At 39.7% G+C, this 18,114-nt stretch carries 22 protein-coding genes; 12 read left to right on the forward strand and 10 right to left on the reverse strand.

Going from position 1 to position 18,114, the window contains the following annotated elements; translation table 11 throughout:
- The first annotated feature begins 27 nt into the window (after positions 1-27).
- Positions 28-1,791 carry an ABC transporter ATP-binding protein gene (locus PI20285_RS02200; RefSeq protein ID WP_057771753.1) on the forward strand — a complete coding sequence of 588 codons (1,764 nt, stop codon included), beginning with the start codon at positions 28-30 and terminating at the stop codon, positions 1,789-1,791.
- A gap of 76 nt (positions 1,792-1,867) precedes the next feature.
- Here the strand turns inward: PI20285_RS02200 and PI20285_RS02205 are convergent, their stop codons facing one another.
- Entirely contained in the window at positions 1,868-2,563 is a 696-nt protein-coding gene (locus tag PI20285_RS02205) for a CPBP family intramembrane glutamic endopeptidase (protein WP_057771755.1), read from the reverse strand.
- Positions 2,564-2,715: 152 nt separating this feature from the next.
- Between PI20285_RS02205 and PI20285_RS02210 the strand changes: the two genes are divergently transcribed.
- On the forward strand, positions 2,716-3,240 hold the full coding sequence (locus tag PI20285_RS02210; protein WP_057771757.1) for a dihydrofolate reductase family protein: 525 nt from the start codon (positions 2,716-2,718) through the stop codon (positions 3,238-3,240).
- Between the two features lie 39 nt (positions 3,241-3,279).
- Here the strand turns inward: PI20285_RS02210 and PI20285_RS02215 are convergent, their stop codons facing one another.
- The 7 genes from PI20285_RS02215 to PI20285_RS12040 all read right to left on the reverse strand — a co-directional run bounded on the left by PI20285_RS02215 (position 3,280) and on the right by PI20285_RS12040 (position 6,306).
- Positions 3,280-3,969: an HAD family hydrolase gene (locus PI20285_RS02215; RefSeq protein ID WP_057771759.1), complete on the reverse strand. Its 690-nt coding sequence runs from the start codon at positions 3,967-3,969 to the stop codon at positions 3,280-3,282.
- Positions 3,970-3,984: 15 nt separating this feature from the next.
- Complete coding sequence (locus PI20285_RS02220) at positions 3,985-4,383, reverse strand: type II toxin-antitoxin system HicB family antitoxin (protein ID WP_057771761.1); 399 nt, start codon at positions 4,381-4,383, stop codon at positions 3,985-3,987.
- A 33-nt stretch (positions 4,384-4,416) separates the two neighbouring features.
- The gene (locus tag PI20285_RS02225) at positions 4,417-4,599 is read right to left on the reverse strand and encodes a type II toxin-antitoxin system HicA family toxin (protein ID WP_057771763.1); all 183 of its coding nucleotides are present in this window, start codon (positions 4,597-4,599) and stop codon (positions 4,417-4,419) included.
- Positions 4,600-4,843: 244 nt separating this feature from the next.
- Entirely contained in the window at positions 4,844-5,236 is a 393-nt protein-coding gene (locus PI20285_RS02230) for a type II toxin-antitoxin system HicB family antitoxin (protein ID WP_057771765.1), read from the reverse strand.
- 45 nt (positions 5,237-5,281) lie between these two features.
- Positions 5,282-5,464: a type II toxin-antitoxin system HicA family toxin gene (locus tag PI20285_RS02235; protein ID WP_201782624.1), complete on the reverse strand. Its 183-nt coding sequence runs from the start codon at positions 5,462-5,464 to the stop codon at positions 5,282-5,284.
- Positions 5,465-5,674: 210 nt separating this feature from the next.
- Positions 5,675-6,100, reverse strand: coding sequence for a Rossmann-fold NAD(P)-binding domain-containing protein (locus tag PI20285_RS02240; RefSeq protein ID WP_057771769.1), 426 nt, complete (start codon positions 6,098-6,100; stop codon positions 5,675-5,677).
- A complete protein-coding gene (locus tag PI20285_RS12040) occupies positions 6,082-6,306 on the reverse strand; it encodes an NAD-dependent epimerase/dehydratase family protein (RefSeq protein WP_057771771.1) in 225 nt (74 codons plus the stop codon). Before PI20285_RS12040 ends, PI20285_RS02240 begins: the two co-directional genes overlap by 19 nt.
- A 106-nt stretch (positions 6,307-6,412) precedes the next feature.
- On the opposite strand from PI20285_RS12040, the gene PI20285_RS02245 reads away from it, so the two are divergent.
- Both PI20285_RS02245 and lepA read left to right on the forward strand, forming a co-directional pair.
- Positions 6,413-6,832 (forward strand): MerR family transcriptional regulator, encoded by a 420-nt coding sequence (locus tag PI20285_RS02245; RefSeq protein ID WP_057771773.1) that lies wholly within the window; start codon positions 6,413-6,415, stop codon positions 6,830-6,832.
- Between the two features lie 33 nt (positions 6,833-6,865).
- Entirely contained in the window at positions 6,866-8,662 is a 1,797-nt protein-coding gene (lepA, locus tag PI20285_RS02250; protein WP_057771775.1) for a translation elongation factor 4, read from the forward strand.
- Positions 8,663-8,707: 45 nt separating this feature from the next.
- Here the strand turns inward: lepA and PI20285_RS02255 are convergent, their stop codons facing one another.
- On the reverse strand, positions 8,708-10,033 hold the full coding sequence (locus PI20285_RS02255) for a dihydrolipoyl dehydrogenase family protein (RefSeq protein ID WP_057771777.1): 1,326 nt from the start codon (positions 10,031-10,033) through the stop codon (positions 8,708-8,710).
- 658 nt (positions 10,034-10,691) lie between these two features.
- On the opposite strand from PI20285_RS02255, the gene PI20285_RS02260 reads away from it, so the two are divergent.
- From PI20285_RS02260 to PI20285_RS02275, 4 genes are all read left to right on the forward strand, one after another.
- On the forward strand, positions 10,692-11,090 hold the full coding sequence (locus tag PI20285_RS02260) for a VOC family protein (RefSeq protein ID WP_057771779.1): 399 nt from the start codon (positions 10,692-10,694) through the stop codon (positions 11,088-11,090).
- Positions 11,091-11,186: 96 nt separating this feature from the next.
- Entirely contained in the window at positions 11,187-11,570 is a 384-nt protein-coding gene (locus tag PI20285_RS02265; protein ID WP_057771782.1) for an iron chaperone, read from the forward strand.
- A gap of 250 nt (positions 11,571-11,820) precedes the next feature.
- Positions 11,821-12,378 (forward strand): NADPH-dependent FMN reductase, encoded by a 558-nt coding sequence (locus PI20285_RS02270; RefSeq protein ID WP_057771784.1) that lies wholly within the window; start codon positions 11,821-11,823, stop codon positions 12,376-12,378.
- A 155-nt stretch (positions 12,379-12,533) separates the two neighbouring features.
- Positions 12,534-12,989, forward strand: coding sequence for an acyl-CoA thioesterase (locus PI20285_RS02275; RefSeq protein ID WP_057771785.1), 456 nt, complete (start codon positions 12,534-12,536; stop codon positions 12,987-12,989).
- 89 nt (positions 12,990-13,078) lie between these two features.
- Here the strand turns inward: PI20285_RS02275 and PI20285_RS02280 are convergent, their stop codons facing one another.
- Positions 13,079-14,035, reverse strand: a complete 957-nt coding sequence (locus PI20285_RS02280; protein ID WP_057771786.1) for an alpha/beta fold hydrolase — start codon at positions 14,033-14,035, stop codon at positions 13,079-13,081.
- A 176-nt stretch (positions 14,036-14,211) separates the two neighbouring features.
- Here PI20285_RS02280 and PI20285_RS02285 point away from each other — a divergent pair, with 176 nt between their 5' ends.
- The 4 genes from PI20285_RS02285 to PI20285_RS02300 all read left to right on the forward strand — a co-directional run bounded on the left by PI20285_RS02285 (position 14,212) and on the right by PI20285_RS02300 (position 18,113).
- On the forward strand, positions 14,212-14,754 hold the full coding sequence (locus PI20285_RS02285) for a MarR family winged helix-turn-helix transcriptional regulator (protein WP_057771787.1): 543 nt from the start codon (positions 14,212-14,214) through the stop codon (positions 14,752-14,754).
- Positions 14,755-14,777: 23 nt separating this feature from the next.
- Positions 14,778-16,583 (forward strand): ABC transporter ATP-binding protein, encoded by a 1,806-nt coding sequence (locus PI20285_RS02290; protein WP_057771788.1) that lies wholly within the window; start codon positions 14,778-14,780, stop codon positions 16,581-16,583.
- Positions 16,571-17,431 (forward strand): TMEM175 family protein, encoded by an 861-nt coding sequence (locus tag PI20285_RS02295; protein ID WP_082623204.1) that lies wholly within the window; start codon positions 16,571-16,573, stop codon positions 17,429-17,431. The genes PI20285_RS02290 and PI20285_RS02295 overlap by 13 nt, the downstream gene beginning before the upstream one ends.
- 88 nt (positions 17,432-17,519) lie before the next feature.
- On the forward strand, positions 17,520-18,113 hold the full coding sequence (locus tag PI20285_RS02300) for a peptidylprolyl isomerase (protein ID WP_057771789.1): 594 nt from the start codon (positions 17,520-17,522) through the stop codon (positions 18,111-18,113).
- Position 18,114 lies beyond the last annotated feature (1 nt).

Raw genomic sequence — 18,114 nt, forward strand, 5'->3', positions numbered from 1 at the left:
ACTAATAATAATTGGAGATAAAGAAACATGCAAAATAGACAAAACGAACCAAACACACAAGCATTTAAACGCCAAAAATTTAGTTTTAAAGATTTCGCAAGCTTAATTACAAAAGTCAAACCACACTTTTGGTTGCTTCTCGAGGGTTTGTTGCTAGGAATTATTTCTACGGGGATGAATTTAGTTGTACCAAAGGTTGCAGCGAAGTTGGTCAATCAATTGGGACATACCGTCGATACCAGTCTGGTTGTTTTGGTTATTGTGTTATTTGTTTTTGGGGCGATCATTAATGCGGCATCGGGATCCGCATTGGGATTTTTCGGAGAAGATGTTGTAAATAAGTTACGAAAGTTTCTTTGGGATAAAATCTTGAAGTTACCGGTTAGTTATTTTGATGACACCAAATCAGGTGAAATTACTTCAAGACTAGTTAACGATACTTCGCAAGTGAAAGATTTGCTTGCCAATTCGATGCCTTCGATGGTCACTTCAATTCTCCAGTTGGTCGGTGCTTTGGTACTGATGCTGACGATGGATTGGAAAATGACCTTGCTGATGTTTATCAGTGTGCCGCTAGTGACTTTGTGCATTATTCCGATAACCTCACTTTCACGCAAAATTGCCCACACTCGGCAAGACGCGCTTGCGACTTTTAACGGGGAAGTTAGTGAAACTCTAAGTGAGATTCGGTTGGTAAAATCGTCAACGGCCGAAGAGGCTGAACGGACTTCTGGAGATAAGGACATTAACAAACTGTACCGAATTGGTCTCAAAGAGGCCGTTTATGATTCTGTGGCCGGCCCCGTTATGCAAATGGTGATGATGGGGATGATGATCGGCATGTTAATTTATGGTGCGAGTCGGGTCGCAAACGGTTCGATGACATTTGGGACTTTGATTTCATTTTTGATGTATCTTGTTCAGATGATCGGACCGTTTACGATGCTTGGCCAATTCTTTACCGCAATGGCTAAAGCAAGTGGCTCAACGGCCAGAATTCAAGAGCTACTAGCAGTTGATGAAGAAGTTCAAAATCAGGGAAAAACGGTTGTTGCACAAGGGCAGACCTTGGGTGTTAAACATGTTGATTTTGCTTACGAAGATGGGAAATCGATTTTAAAAGATGTTTCATTTACTGCTAAACCAAATACGGTCATTGCGTTTGTGGGACCTTCTGGTGGTGGAAAAACAACCATTTTTAGCTTGCTGGAGCGCTACTATAAGCCAACGGGTGGCAAAATTACGATTGGCAACACAAATATCGAAGACATCAATTTAAATAATTGGCGTCAACAAATTGGCATTGTTGGGCAGGATGCTCCCGTTATGAGTGGTTCAATTCGTTACAATTTAACGTATGGTTTGAAGAAAAGATATACTGACGAGCAGCTTTGGCATGTGCTTGAAATGGCTTATGCAAAGGAATTTGTCGAAAAGATGGATGATAGATTGGATACAACAGTCGGCGAGCGAGGAGTTAAACTCTCTGGTGGACAGCGACAACGAATTGCAATTGCCCGCGCATTTCTCCGTGATCCGAAGATTTTAATTCTCGATGAAGCAACAGCCAGTTTGGACTCGGAATCAGAAAAAATGGTTCAAAAAGCGTTAGAAAAATTGATGCACAACCGAACGACACTCGTTAGTGCTCATCGTTTAAGCACCATTGTCAATGCAAACCAAATTTACTTTATTGAGGACGGAAAAGTAAGTGGCCACGGGACGCATCATGAATTAATTGATAAGCTACCGATCTATCATGACTATGTGGAAAACCAGTTTGCCGGTTAGGCAGCATTAAATAGATTAGATCGTAAAAAAAATCGCCATTCAATAGAATGAGCGATTTTTTAGTAGGCACAATTTATCATTGAAAGAAGGCGACCACAAATACGAGCAAGGCGCCCAAAAATTGCATGATATCAAACAAAAAATGGGTTAGGATATTCTGCCAAATATTGTGAGAGAAATAGTAAATGAGTGCGTACCAAGCACCGACTAACATATAAGGGATCATGGCAATGACGTTTCCGTCAAAATTATTCCAGTGTCCAAGACCAAATAAAATGGCTGAAACAATGAACATTAACCAGGTTAACAGACCACGGTTTTTCCATTGATAGAATAGCGCGTGGCGGAAAATAATTTCTTCAGTAAAAGGTGCCATTAGAACGGTCAGACTACCAACCAGTCCAAGCGTAGCGCTCTGGATACTTAATAAGTTAGTCGTGCCTGCACCATCAGCTAGGCCAACCGATTTAAGTAACAGTCTGGCACCAATCAAAATAAGATAGGACACCACAACACCACCAATGGCGAGCAGAAATTTGAAGAACCAGCGATGTTTAAACTGTTTCCAATCGGTACTTAAGACGTCATGATACAGCCAGATGGCAGCAATAAAGCCAATGAAGAAAACGAGATCCATAATGGCAGCTTTGGCAATTTGACCACTGACCAATTTGATTGCCATTGGTCCAATCCAAAGTTCCAAAGGTGGAATCAAAATGGCAATAATGGTTTTAATGGGACTGATTTTGAACTGTTTATTTGAATTTAACATAAGAAATTCCCCCAACGTGCTTATATTGTGCATCATACCATGTTAGCGGTTAAGTAACAAAGCGATAGTGTTCTGAAAACATAGATAATGAAAGTACGAATTATATCCTTTAAAATGAAAGGGAACGAAACAGTCAAAAGGAGGATGCAGTTATGCGGCAAGTTCAATTTTATGGGGCCATTTCGTTAGACGGCTATTTGGCAACCAAGAAACACGATTTGCAGTGGTTATTTGATACTGCCGGTGGGGAAGAGGCCAATACTGATCAATTTTTACAACAAGTTGATACGACCGTTATGGGCCGCAAAACTTATGATGTGACTAAAAAGACAATGGGGAACGAACTTTTATTTCCTGATAAAACTAATTTTGTACTTTCAAGAACTCGTCAGGGACAGGAAGTAGACGCCGTTTACACGAAACATTCCCCGGTAGAGCTAGTCCGCCAATTGCAAGCAAAGCCCGGAGGTAACATTTGGATTGTGGGTGGTGGTCAAATTGTCGCTGATTTATTGGCAGAAGATTTGATTGACGAATGGTGGATTCAAATTGCACCGGTTCTGCTAGGCGAAGGGATTCGTCTTTTTCCAAACGGAAACTATGCTACCTGTTTAAATTTGGAGGAAGTGGTTCAATATAATCAATTAGCAGAGTTACACCTGAAAAAAAGAAACTAAGACCAAAAGTAAATTTTGATTTTAGTTTCTTTATTTTGTTTAACTATTTGTTTTTGAACGCTCAAATAACGGAACTGCCTTCAATAAATTTGGTAGAACTGCTACTGATTTTTGCCGAATTTGGGGCTCAGGTTGGATCCAATCGGGGATTAGAACAACATCTAGGCCAGCATTAGCTGCGGATAAAATGCCACTGGTTGCATCTTCAAAAACGACAGTTTCAGTTGTGGTGGCGTGAGCTTTTTCTAGGGCATGTAAGTAAATATCTGGAGCTGGTTCATTGTGGGAAACTTCATCGCCACTAATGAAGTCAGTAAAGTAATCAGCAATTCCAGTAATTTCGGCGGTTTGGATAATCGTTTTCTTAGCAGCAGAGGAGGTCACATAACATTTTTTGTGTGCCCGTTTTAAAAAGTTTAGTAATTCAACGGCTCCTGTTTTAATTTGAACGTCACCATTTTTTAGACGTTGCCGATAAAGTACCATGGCTTCGTCGAATACTTGCTGGCCCAAAGTTGCGCTCCCGACTAATTGAGTTAATTTTTGAATTGTTACTGGGAAACCCTTAGCGATATAGTCGATATGGTCTTCTTTTGTAAAAGTAAAACCATATTTAGCTAAAATGTCGCGACGTGTTTCAAAATAAAGTTTTTCTGTATCCAGCAATAAGCCATCCATATCGAAAAAAACCACTTTTTTATTGCTTAACAATTTTGTCACTACTTTCATTTGCGCAATCAGTACTTAGGCATCCAGTTTCTCTTTTAAAGCGTTGGTCAGGGTAGCAGAGAAGTTAATTTTATTTGCTTTTCCTAAGTCATTTAGGTATTTGGGGATTGTTAACGTCTTTTTTACAACCTGATTTTGTTCACGTTCACGTGCCAAGCTAGTGTCGACTTCAATCGGAACCAAAAGTTCTCCCTTCTTAACAACTAAATTTTCATAAGAAGTTGGAATGGGGAGTGTTTCTTTAAAATCTTCCGCTGTAAGTAAATAGCCCTCCAAAGCATCGTGAGCCATATGCAGTGCATCAGGTAAGTCATTTCCAAAGGTTGCGGCATTAGGAGCGAGATCAGGAAAAGAGACTTCCATTTTCTTCTTGTCTTCTGTCGTGTTGAGTACCGCAAAATATAAATACTTCATATCTAAGGTTCTCCTTCCAAAATAAAAGTAAGTTTATTTAAGGCCTGCTTGTTTCCAAATATTGTCTAGGGTTCCCTTAGGAATGACTTTTCGAGGGTGTGGAACAGTAACAATTCCCGATTTGTGCGCATTTTTAAAATGCCAATGATCGCCAGTTATTCGTACTTTGTACCAACCATCCCTTCGCAAAATTTTTAAGACTTTTCTAGAGTTCACGGTTTCGTACCTCCGGGCCCATTATTATAATAGCACGTATTATGCACGTGTTTAACAGAAACGCTTTGATTATTTATATCAACTGTTTTTCAACACAGAAAGTAACAACTGCTTATTAAATAAATACGCCCAAAGTTTCTTGAAAATTTTTGAGTAAAAAAATACGTCACAAGCTATAAAAATAGTTTGTGACGCATTAGGCTGTATTAAAAAACTTTTTATCAAGATGTCGTTTGGTGAGAGGTTAAGCCTCAATTTTTGCTCTTAGGGCATCTGCCAAGGTTGCAGAAAAATTAATCCCTTGTTTTTGTGCTTTTTCTGCAAGGTCGGCAGGGATGGTGACATTTTTGTGAACGGTTGGTTCCTTTATTTGTGATTTAATAATATTTAAATCAACGGAAACGATCACAATCATTTGAGCATCATCCTTCTTTATGTTTTCAATGTCCGTTGCCTTTGGTAATGTTTTACGCCCGTACAATGCTAATCCCAAAGCATCCTGACCGTGAATAACAGCCTCGTTGATTGAATTTCCAAACGAAAATGCTTCTGGAACGTCCACAAATTCAATATCATAAGTATGATTTTCATCAGCGGTAATTAATGCGGGATAAGTAACGATATTGGCTTTTCTCATAATAGAGTCCTCCTATTAGTTAAGCTAAAAATATAGTTCTAAGTTTTATTCCAGACCGGCTTGTTTCATCATTTTGCTCAAGAGCCCTTTAGGCATTTCTCCGGCGTGAATTGGAACCACCAGTTGTTTACGTGTATCAGAATTGTAATAGGTTCGAGGTGAACCTGATTGTCGGATTGCTTCAAACCCATTTTTTTGCAATATTTTCTCAAACTCTCTGGTTTTCATGGGCATAGTAACTCGCTGCCTTATATTATAATACATTGTTGTGCATTTACAATTAATACACATAATGCGCATAAAATGCTTTTTTATGATTTTTCCTTTAATTAATATGCGTATAAATAACCAAATAATTTTATTTTTTTCAATTTTTATCACAATTACAAGACTAAAAAACCACTCTAAGCAATTATTCTTATAGAGTGGTTGTTATTTTTAATTTTCTAAAAGTTTATATTTCACTAAGGAATCAACAGTAGCTAAAACAGTTTCTTCGTTATTACTTAAAGGCTGCCAATCTAAAATCTGTTTAGCTTTTTGATTACTAACATTGCGGTTGATATCAATGAGCAGTTTGCCTTCTTGGGCTTGCTTACTAAATAATGAACCAACACGCAAAATCCAATTTGGCATAACTTTTGTTGGGATTTGGGGACTGAGTTGCGGACGCTGGTTTCTAATTAAAGTGGCAATTTCAGGTAATGTAATTTGGCCGTCTTCACTGGCGATGAATCGTTGGCCATCTGCCTTGGGATTTGTCATGGCCCGAATGTGTAAGTCAACAACATCACGAACGTCGATAACGTTCAACGGAATATTAGGAATTCGCTTAAGAGAGCCATCTATGACACTTCCGCCCAATCCTCGTCACTTGTCAGATCCGCCTCCACAAAACTTAAATTTCCTAGATTACTAGCGTGATTGGCTTTGAGTGACTTAAGCACGCTTGATTTCTTATGCAGTGACCGCAAAGTTGTCCGGACAAAATAGCCCTGTTTTAAAAGTTCCAAAATAAGCTGCATACTCAAAAATCCATTGCCCCCAGTTACTAAAATTGTATTTTTCATAGTTACCCCCACATAGTTGCTTGTTTGTTAGTTAACGTTTATGATAATGAGCATAAACCTTCGACAGCACTCTAGGGCAAGCACTAATTTAGAAAAGAGATAAAATATGACTTATACAATCAAGGAAGTTGCGCAAAAGACCGGATTGTCGATTTACACGCTCCGTTTTTATGACAAACAGGGGTTATTGCCATTTGTTATGAGAAACGAGGCGGGTTATCGGACATTCACAGAATCAGATCTCAGCATTATCCACACAATCTGTTGTCTGAAAAATACGGATATGAAAATTAGTGATATTCGCAAATACATTGAATATGTGATGGCGGGATCTGTTACTATTGATAAAAGGGCAAAGTTGCTTTCGGCGCAACGACAGAAAGTTTTAGATAAACAAAAGCAGTTAGCTGAAAGCCTCCAAGAAATTGATTATAAATTGGGAATTTACGAATCTCCCGAAGGTCCAGAAATGATTAATCAGGCAAGAGCCTATGTTAAAAACGAAAAACAACTGAGTGAAAAATAATGATCTATTAAAAAAGGAAGTAAATAAATTCTCATGAAACAAGCAAACATTCGAAACTTTTCCATCATTGCGCATATTGATCATGGTAAGTCCACGTTAGCCGATCGGATTATGGAGCAGACCCACACAGTTAGTGAACGGGATACCAAAGCACAATTATTAGATGACATGGCTGTTGAGCAGGCACATGGTATTACCGTTAAATCAAGAACTGTTCGGAATCACTATGAGGCCGATGACGGGCAAACGTATGAATATAATTTTATTGATACACCAGGTCATGTGGACTTCTCATATGAGGTTTCTAAAAGTTTAGCAGCCAGTGATGGCGCGATCTTGTTGGTCGATGCCACGCAAGGTGTTCAGGCGCAAACGGTGGCTAACTTACGCCTGGCGCAACAAAATCATTTAGTAATTATTCCGGTAATTAACAAAGTCGATAGTGACGCGGCTGATGTCCCGAGAACCGAAGCGCAGATTCAAAAGTTAGATCCAGCATTTGAAAATTTAGAGATGTTAAAAATTTCTGCTAAAACCGGGATGGGTGTTCATGAAGTTTTGGAAGCCATTCGAACAACCATTCCAGCGCCTACCGGGGATAAAACTGCACCATTAAAAGCGTTGGTGTTTGATTATATGTATGATGCCTTTAAAGGAATCATTGCATACGTGCGGTTGATCGACGGCTCAATTAAGGCCGATGATGCGCTACTACTGATGGCCGAACAAACGAAAGTTTCCGCTAATTCACTGGGGTACTTTGCCCCCAATATGACGCCAATCGGTGAATTAAATGCGGGTGACGTTGGCTACGTTATAACCGGCTTGAAGGATCCGCAATTAGTGCGGGTCGGCGATACCATGACCGCTGTTGCCAATCCAACGACTGAACCGTTAGCGGGATATGAACCCGCCAAATCCATGGTCTTTGCAGGCTTTTATCCGAAAGACAACAATTATAATGAATTAAAATTAGCAATTGAAAAGTTATCATTAAACGATTCTTCGTTTCATTACAGTCTTGAAAACTCAGAGGCACTGGGAGCTGGATTCCGCTGTGGTTTCCTAGGGATGTTACATCTACAGATTATTCGGGAACGACTACAAGACGAATATGGTCTAGAAGTCCTCACGACAGCTCCCAATGTTACGTACCATGTGCATTTGAATGGCCAAACGGAACCCATGATTGTGAATAATCCGATCAATTTTCCAGAATTTTCAAAAATTGAGTATGTGGAAGAACCCTTTGTTAAGGCTGAAATCACCACACCGAACGAGTTGTTAAGTGATGTTATGAAACTCGCCGAAAAGCATAAAAGTACGTTGCTCGATATGGATAATCAGGCAGACTTAATTGTCTTAACGTACAAAATGCCGACTTCTGAAGTTGCCTACGAGTTTTTTAATCAGCTAAAATCAGTTTCACATGGTTATGCGACCCTCGATACGACAGCTTTGGACTATGAAGTTGCTGATTTAGTTAAGGTCGAAGTGGATATTAACTATGCGACCGTGGATGCGCTATCCTTTGTCGTTCATCGTCAAGATGCTGATAAACTAACACAAGAACTTGTTAAGAAACTAAAAGTTGCGGTACCGCGACGACTTTATCCCACCCCAGTCCAAGCTGTTGTGGAAGGTAAGGCAGTAGCACGAGTGGACATTCCACCACTAAGAAAAAATGCGGCCGTTTCTGGCGGTAAGAAGAGTATTTCAAAAAAGCAGGCACTTCTTCGTCGTCAAGGAGTTAATAAACGCCAGTCTGCTAAAAATAGTATTGATTTACCACAAGCCGTATTTAATGCTGTTTTGGAATTAGATCTATAGAAAAATGCGATGTCAGCTATTTTTAACTGACACCGCATTTTTTGGTTAAATTTTTCGGAAGTAACTATGCTGAACACTTGGAAATGTGTAAATAAATCGTTGGACTTGTTCGTGAGTGAGGCGCAATTCAATAATGTCTAGTAACCCATTAATTGCATCGACCGCTTCGTTGCTGTATTCAACAGCCCCAACTAAAATATGATTTTGGTCAAACACTAAGGTTAAGCCACCATCAATTTCGTTTTGAACCTGTTTGAACCAATCGTCTGCGTACTCGAAATGTTCAATAGTGTATTTATCGGGTGATTTGACCGCCACATCTGGATTAATCCCAACTTGAGAAATCCGCGGTGAAGAAAAGACTGTGGTGGCGATTGTCGGATAATTAATCGCATCAGTTGTTTCTCCCGTAAACAGTTGAGCCAAATACTGGGACTCAAAAATTGCGGTGGGGGTAATCTTCGGTTGGATTTTGTCCACCACGTCGCCCGTTGCATAAATGCCAGGCACGTTGGTCTGCATATGATCATCAACTTCGATGCCGTTTTTATTGGTCGTAATGCCAACTTCTTCCAGTCCAGTATTTGTCAAACTAGGAATGCGACCGCTGGCATCGACAATGTAGTCGCTGGTTAATTCAAACTGATTAGGTCCGTGAAGTTTAAAGCCACTTTCCGTTTTGACGACTTTTGTCAGTTCTTGATCATAGAAGAACTTAACACCGCGGCCCCGTAAATTTTCAACTAACCGCTGAACGTAAGGTTGGTAAAATCCTCGCAAAGGGGTGTGACTATTTAAAATGACATTCACAGACGCACCAACGGCATTAGCGATGGAGGCGAATTCCATTCCGACATAGCCAGCACCAATAATTGTGAGCTGTTTTGGCATTTGTGAAATGGATAAGAAGTCCGTACTGTCATGCAAGTATTCTTTGCCAGGAATATCTAAACGATGGGGATGTTGTCCCAAAACCAGCACAATTTTTTTAGCTTGATAATTTTTGTCACCAACTTGAACCGTCTTAGCATCTACCAAAGTACCGCGGCCAACAATGACTTTTACGCCAGCATCAATTAATTTTTGTTTATTACTTTCAGCTAATTTGCCAATGACTTCATGTTTGTGCGCCATTAGATCAGGCCAATTAATTTTCGGCACACTGTCAAAACCGCGTCCTTGTAACTGTTCAATGGTCCGAACTAACTCAACCGGTTTATCTAACGTAATTTTGGCGTTACAGCCCCGGTTACTACAAACACCGCCAAAAAGGCCTTCTTCGACGACAGCGACTTTTAATCCAGCTTTGCTCATGGGAATCGCGCCGTTCCAAGCGCCTTGTCCACTACCAATAAATAATACATCAAACATATATCCCAGCTCCTCTTCGGTTTTATGGTAGATCCAAAATTTAACTTAACACTAGCACGACCACTAAGATTGTGCAAAGGAAAGGCTTGCGATCGTTTGAGACTAGGTAAATACCAGGGAAACTGGCAAAATGATTGAGAAAGTGAGTCAGAAAACGCTCGTTAGAATTGGGGAGGGATCTTTTCAAATTTATTCGAAACTATCGTCAAATCCGTCGACCACTGACTTACCAGGTGGGGGTGTTAAAGATATTTAAAAACTTGATGGTCAGGATGGTAAACAAATTGCTGATAGCATGACTTCACTCAGCAATAAATTCTATACAATTGCACTTGTAAATAATATTAATCGGTTAACAGAGATGGCTATTCAATAAAATATTCAGGTTAAAAGAGCCACAATTAGCGGTGGAAAAATAACGATTAAAGACGACTAATTTCAAGCTTTGTCAGTCATTTAATATCAATTTTGTAATCAAATAGTGATAACCAAAGCTATTTGGAATTTTTGAATAGCTGTCATTGACAGACTGGAAGCAGCTTCTTTGCTTCCAATTTTTGGCTGTGTCATAATCCCCTTACAAGCTAAAATGATTATAACTTGTATAAGAAAAATGGAATGATAAAATCTGACCGTATAATTTTAGGAGGTTAATTTAATGACAAAAATGGTGTTTGTTAATTTGCCTGTGACTGATATGCAGCGTTCAATTAAATTTTATGAAGCGCTTGGATTTAAAAAGAATCCTGATTATTCTGACGACGATGGCACTGGAATGATGTGGGATGACAATATTTGGGTAATGTTGTTAACCCATGATTTTTATCAACAATTTTTAAGAGGACAACTAGTGGCTGACACACAAGAAGTCAGTGGTTCCATGACTGCATTTAGTATGGACAGCATTGCAGAGGTAAAGAAATTTGCCCAAACTGCAAAAGAGCATGGTGGTGATTTCTACCACGTTGAATTGGGAATGTCTGAAGAACAGATGTATGAACTTGAAGTGAAGGATCCAGATGGAAATATTTTATCGGTAGCTTGGATGGCAATGTAAAGACTTAGTCAACTCTAACTTTGGAGTTGGCTTTTTATTATGGAATAACTAAAAAATCCGGTATACTGAGATCAAAATAGTTTAGGGAGGAAAACCATGGATACTTTTGGAGATTTTATCGGCACCATCCAGGATTCTACTCATCAAGCCCGTGTGAAAGAAGTGCTGAATTGGGTGAGCCAAACTTTTCCCCAATTAAAGCCACGAATTGCCTGGAATCAACCGATGTTTACAGATCACGGGACGTTTATCATTGGATTTAGTGTTTCTCAAAAGCATATGGCATTTACGCCGGAAGAAGCTGGTATAAGTCAATTTGAAGACGAACTTCAAGCAGCGGGCATTGACCATACTAAAGGAATTGTCAGAATGCCATGGAATCAGCCATTTAATTATGCATTATTGAAGCAAATGATTGAATTTAACATCCAAGATAAGGCTGATATTGATAAATTTTGGCGCCCTCTAAAACGTGGGTGAGCTAAAATAAATTTAATTTTAGTTTTGAAGAACATAAGCGCGATCATTAAAAAGATAGTAAGACGGTATTAATGACTTCTGGCTTTTAAAATACTTATATGGAAGTGTTTAGAATCGCTTTTGTCCTTTCAATCATTAGGAATTAAACGTGTAGGCAGCCTTTTTTTATAAGTGCGAGAACAAATGGTGGCATTTTTTATTTAGGATCGTTATACTTACTAATAGTAAATAAAAAGCGAGGTATTTTTTTATGTCAACAACAGTTGGATTAATTGTAGGAAGTTTACGTAAAGGTTCATTTACAAAGGCAGTTGCCGAACAAACAGCAGCCCTATTACCAGAAGGTTATGTAGTTAAACAAATTAATATTGGTGATCTTGATCTTTATAATCAGGATTTGGATGATGAAAATCGCGCACCTGAAAGCTGGAAGAAATTCCGTGCGGATGTGCAGAGCGTGGATGCTGTGATTTTTGCAACCCCAGAGTATAACCGTTCCGTTCCTGGTGTTTTGAAGAACGCAATCGATGTTGGCTCACGTCCTTACGGGGCTAGTGTTTGGGACAAGAAACCAGCTATTATCTTAAGTGTCTCACCTGGTGCCATTAGTGGCTTTGGAGCAAACCATCACTTGCGTCAGTCGTTAGTATTCTTGAATATGCCAGTTGTCCAACAACCAGAAGTCTACTTGGGTAATGTCACAAATATTCTGGATGACAATTTGAAGATTACAAGCGAAGGAACCCTTAAATTCTTGCAAAGCGCGATGGATGCATTTGTAGATTTAATCCAACGTTTTAAAGACTAAAAACTTACAAAAGGTTGAAACAAAACTGATTTTTGGCACTTACCAGAAGCTAGTTTTGCTTTCAATCTTTTTTATTTTGGGGTGAATCGCGTTGGACTTCTTAAGGCGGATTGTTTTACAATTATATTTATACTTTAACAAGGTGGTAGAACTCAATGAAAACTAGTGAAACGCGCTATGAAGCCAAATTTGTGGTGACCAAAAAGGATTTAAACTATTTAGGTATTTTATTTGGTGGAAAAACGATTGCGGAGATGGATCTTGATTTTGCCAATTCAATTCGGAAGTTAACGGACGAAAATGCCGTGACGGGAAGTGTTGATAAAGTTAGATTTATTCGTCCCGGTCGATTAGGAGACACAATTACAGTTGTTTCCACGGTTTCAGGAACCGATGAGCGCGTTGCTGAAGTGTTTGGGAGAGCCTACAATTCAAAGCACGAACTGATTGCTTATGCTTTCTTCACATACATCGTGTTGAATAAGGCGTATCAGCTACCGGAAGTTATTCCAGAGACTGATGAAGAAAAGCAAATTGCGGCCGATTTTCTGAAACGGCAGCAGCGTTCGATGGAAGATCACGCTGCTGCTCAAGTTTGGATCAAAGATTAGATAAGGTTAATTTAAAAAAGTAAAAGCCCCTTAGGTAGATGCGGACAATAACTTGTCGCTCAAATCTATCTAAGGGGGCTTTTTTGACGTTAACTAATTAGTGGTGTCACTTGCTTGGTTAATTCAGCCAAGAAAAATTTTGGATTAGAAAAAAAACAGAGATGCCCACTATTTGGAACAATGATCATCCTTTTGTATGGGGCCTGGACCTGATTGAAATATGCTTGAGTTGCAGCGGTTGGCGTAATTGGATCATGACTGCCTTGAAAAACCACGAAAGGGATGCTGGTTTTGGAGAACAGCCGATTATAGTCGAAACTGTCCAGTTCTGGTTGAATAGCCTGACGACTGGCAATAAGTCCGCGACAAAAGGCCAGCCACGCCTTAATATTTAGGCCATAAGCATGCAGCAAGTTTTTGATGAATAAATCTGTAACCATATTTGGGACGTCCGTGTGTTGCAGCGCGAAAAAAATAGTAAATTGGGCAATTTGTTTGGCAGACCACGTGCTAGCGGCGTATGGTAATTTATTCAGCCAAGCCGTTTTTAAAACGTGTTTCTTAGAATCGAATAAGGTTTGATTAAAGGCAATTTGATGAGAACGACTGGTCATTTGTTCAGTAGCGATGTAGGCTGCAAAAGAGCTTTCAGCTTGCTGCACCATTAAATTGGCAATGATACTGCCAATGGAACTACCAAGGAGGACAATTTGGACGCCCGGAAACGCGCCTTTTAGTTGTTTTGTCAGAGCAAGACCATCATTAACTAATGTTTGGAGGTTATCAGGCATGACGGGTTGCTTTAGGTAAGTTTTGCCAGCACCACGCTGATCCCAATGAACAACGGTAAATGTTGTCGAGAAAAAACGAGTGGCTTCGGTAAACATCGAATAGGTTGACGCCGGTCCACCATGAATGATAAATAATAACGGATTCGTTGTTTCCTGGCCTTCAATTTGGACCCATTGTTGAATGCCATTAATAGGTAGGTAGCCTTGAAATGAAATTGCGTTTTTCGCGGTTAGCCTGGGCATTGATTTTTTCAATTGCGCACCTTCTTTTAGAGATTGATTTCTTAACTTAAAGTCTAAGAAGTTGGCGGGTATTTTGCAAATAAAATGGTCATGCGTAGTTAGTTTTGTGTTGACGACCGCTAACTAAATACGTACAATGGATTTCGTTTGTAAATGAGCCATTAAAATTAACTAAAAGAGGAATAGACATGTCAGAAGAATCACAGGAATTACTTAGCCTTTTTGGAAATTTATTCCAAGAAAGATTTTTCGTAGCCGCCGCCGTTAAAAGTAGTCGCGATGATGAGACTTCACAAGCTAATCAGCGTGGGCAACTCCGCGTTCTGCGTTTGCTGGTAGCCAAGGAGCCATTAACGAATTCGCAAATTGTCGAAGAACTAGATATTCGGCCGAGTTCCGCAAGTGTGCTCGTTAGTAAACTAGCAGACAGCGGATTAGTGAAGAAAGTCGATTCGCCAGACGATAAACGCGTGACTTTCATTTCATTAACGGATAAAGGGCGCGCATCACTCGAAAAATCGCGAAGGTTTAAGAACGAATTATCCGATTCTTTTTTCGAAACTTTATCTGATGAGGAACAACAGCAATTTAAAAGTTACATGCAAAAATTACTGCAAAACTTGAATGATAAAGCGCCTGAATGGGAAACCAAACAAAATTGGGCGGAAGTTTTAGGGGCTCCAGAGGGTTTTAATCCCAAAAATTGGAATCATCGACCTTTTCAAAATTAACGTTATATAACGGAGATAAAGAGATGCAAAATACACAAGAAACAGCCAAGTTAAAACAGGATAAATTTAATTTTACAGATTTTGCCAGTTTAGTTAGACAAATCAAACCCCACTTTTGGCAACTAGTTGTGGGTTTAATATTGGGAATTATTGCTACTGGTTCACAATTGATTGTGCCGAAAATCGCCCAAAAGTTGGTCAATCAGTTGAACCACACAATCAATGTCAAACTCGTGATTGTCGTCGTTGCCCTATGTGTGTTAGGTGCCGTTATCAGTGCGATCTCAGGGGCTGTTTTGGGGTTCTTTGGAGAAGACGTTGTAAACAAATTACGCCGATATTTATGGAATAAGATTTTATCTTTACCAGTGAGCTACTTTGATGAAACTAAATCTGGAGAAATCACTTCCAGACTAGTTAACGATACGTCGCAAGTAAAGGATATGTTGGCTAATTCCTTACCAAATATGATTACATCCATCCTTCAGTTGGTGGGTGCGCTCGTATTCATGGTTGTGATGGACTGGAAAATGACGCTGATTATGTTTATTGGCGTGCCGTTAGTGATTTTATGTATTATGCCCGTCATTTCCAGGTCGCATAAAATTGCGCTGGCTAGACAAGATGCCCTTGCGAAGTTTAATGGGGCAGTGAGTGAAACATTAGGTGCGGTTCATTTGGTGAAAGCATCCACTGCTGAGAACGCCGAACGGGCCTCTGGATATAGTAAAATCAATCGCTTGTACAAAATAGGGCTTAAAGAAGCCATTTATGATTCGGTGACGCAACCTATCACTCAAATGGCTATGATGGCACTAATTGTGTGTACCTTAATTTATGGGGCGAGCCGTGTTACCCAGGGGACGATGTCATTTGGAACTATTATTTCTTTCCTACTATACTTAACACAAATGATTGGGCCCTTCGCCATTTTAAGCCAATTTTTCACCAGTATGGCTAAGGCAAGTGGCTCAACCGCCCGCATTCATGAATTACTTCAGGTAACTGAAGAGGTTCAAAAACCGGGGAAACCGGCGAATGCGCAAGGAAAGACATTATCGGTTGAACATGTTAATTTTTCCTACGAAGATCAAAAGGCAATTTTAAAGGACGTTTCTTTTTCAGCGGAACCTAACAAAGTAATTGCGTTTGCAGGTCCATCTGGGGGCGGTAAGTCCACAATTTTTAGCTTGCTAGAACGTTTTTACGAGCCAACTAGTGGTCAAATTAAAATTGGGGACACGAAAATTAAAGATATTAATTTAACCGAATGGCGGAATCAGATTGGGTTAGTGAGCCAGGATGCAACCGTGATGAGTGGGACCATTCGCTATAACCTCACGTACGGATTAAAGGATGAATATTCGGATGATCAACTTTGGCGCATGCTAGACATGGCGTATGCCAAAGGGTTCGTCAAACATATGGAAAGAGGCTTGGATACCCAGGTTGGGGAACGTGGCACGAAGCTTTCCGGAGGCCAACGCCAACGAATTGCGATTGCGCGGGCATTTCTTCGCGATCCCAAAATCCTCATGCTGGACGAAGCAACGGCTAGTTTAGATTCAGAATCAGAAATGATGGTCCAAAAGGCTTTAGAAAAATTAATGTATAACCGGACCACCTTAGTGATTGCCCATCGTTTGAGTACAATTGTGGATGCGGATCAGATTTACTTTATTCAACATGGAAAAGTGAGTGGTCATGGAACCCATCAAGAACTGATTGATACCTTACCGTTGTATCATGATTACGTTGAAAACCAGTTGAACGTCCAATCAGATGAAGCAGTGCTTAATGGAAGAAAATTGTCATCATGGAGAAATTAAAGGAACGACTCGATATGTTTAGTGATGCGGTGATTGCCATCATCATTACCATTATGGTGTTGGAACTGCCCATGCCACAGCATGATTCTGTATCGGAGTATTTGCAGTTTGGGAAGGCGATTGGGATCTTCTTTATTAGCTTTTGTTATGTGGCCAACATCTGGTATCAACACTCAATTTTATACAATGATGCAGAAACGATTAATAATAAGGTCTTTATCTCTGAATTCATCTTTTTGGCCTTTCTGTCATTAATTCCGACCTTTACAAAGTTAATTACGGTTGATACCAATCGCCACACAGTTTTGTCGTACGGAATTCTCACATTTATTGTAAACGGATTGTTTATGTTGACGAGTTATGCAGTTGTGCACCAGAAGTACAGTGATAAAAGTGATACTCAAAAGATCTTTCAGAAGATTTACCTGAATCACAGTAACTTTTTAGGGATGATTAACGTCATTGTTTTGATTCTTGCCTATTTCAAACCAAACTGGGCAGTTTGGTGTTATCTAGCATTACCAGTGATTTCATTTGTGTTCAATCGCGATGATCAAGTAGATTTACAAGAAGTTACGAAGCTGCCCCAAGCTGATCAGGACAAATATTTGAATCTCTCGAACACAGATATGCGCGGATTTCGCAAAAGACAACACCAAATTGGGCAGAAGTATATGAAACAAAGACAGACTAATCCAAATTGGCAAGACGATATGGGAAAAGAAATGCGCGACCTATTTAAAGATGGTAGGTTTGATCGATCAGCAGTGAGAGGTGGCTATTCGGGTCGCCCACATCGATTTGAAGAAAATAACGATCAAGAAAAGAAAGATAAGCCAAGCAAATAAATTTGACAGAGCTTAGTTTACCTGGGAAAATACATTAGCACTCACACGGACTTAATCATTAGAATTTAAAATTCAAAGGAGATTTAACATGACTTATCCACAATTAGATTTAGAAAATGTTGCCGGACCTAAAGCAACCATCCAAACCAACCAAGGGGACATTAAGATTCAATTGTTTCCAGCCCAAGCTCCAAAAGCGGTCGAAAATTTTGTAGCTCTTGCTAAACAAGGATACTATGATGGCATTATTTTTCACCGTGTCATTCCTGATTTTATGATTCAAGGCGGGGATCCTACTGGAACTGGTGCTGGTGGTCAAAGTAGCTTTGGCACAGAGTTTGAAGATGAATTCTCTGATGAAGTATTTAACTTAAAGGGTGCTCTTTCAATGGCCAATGCTGGCCCTAATACAAACGGTAGTCAGTTCTTTATCGTTTCAAAGGAGAATGTGCCAGCTGATATGATTGGTGACATGAAACAAGCTGGTTACCCAAGTGAAGTTATTGATGCCTACAAGCAAGGCGGAACGCCATGGTTAGATCATCATCATACTGTTTTTGGTCAAACCATCGGCGGCTTAGATGTGGTCGAAAAAATTAGCAACGCAGCTCGTGATTATCAAGATAAACCTAATGATGATATTACGATCAAAACGGTTATTATTGAAGACGCGACAAAGTAAA

The sequence above is a fragment of the Pediococcus inopinatus genome, from assembly GCF_002982135.1.
GTDB classification, from domain to species: Bacteria; Bacillota; Bacilli; order Lactobacillales; family Lactobacillaceae; genus Pediococcus; species Pediococcus inopinatus.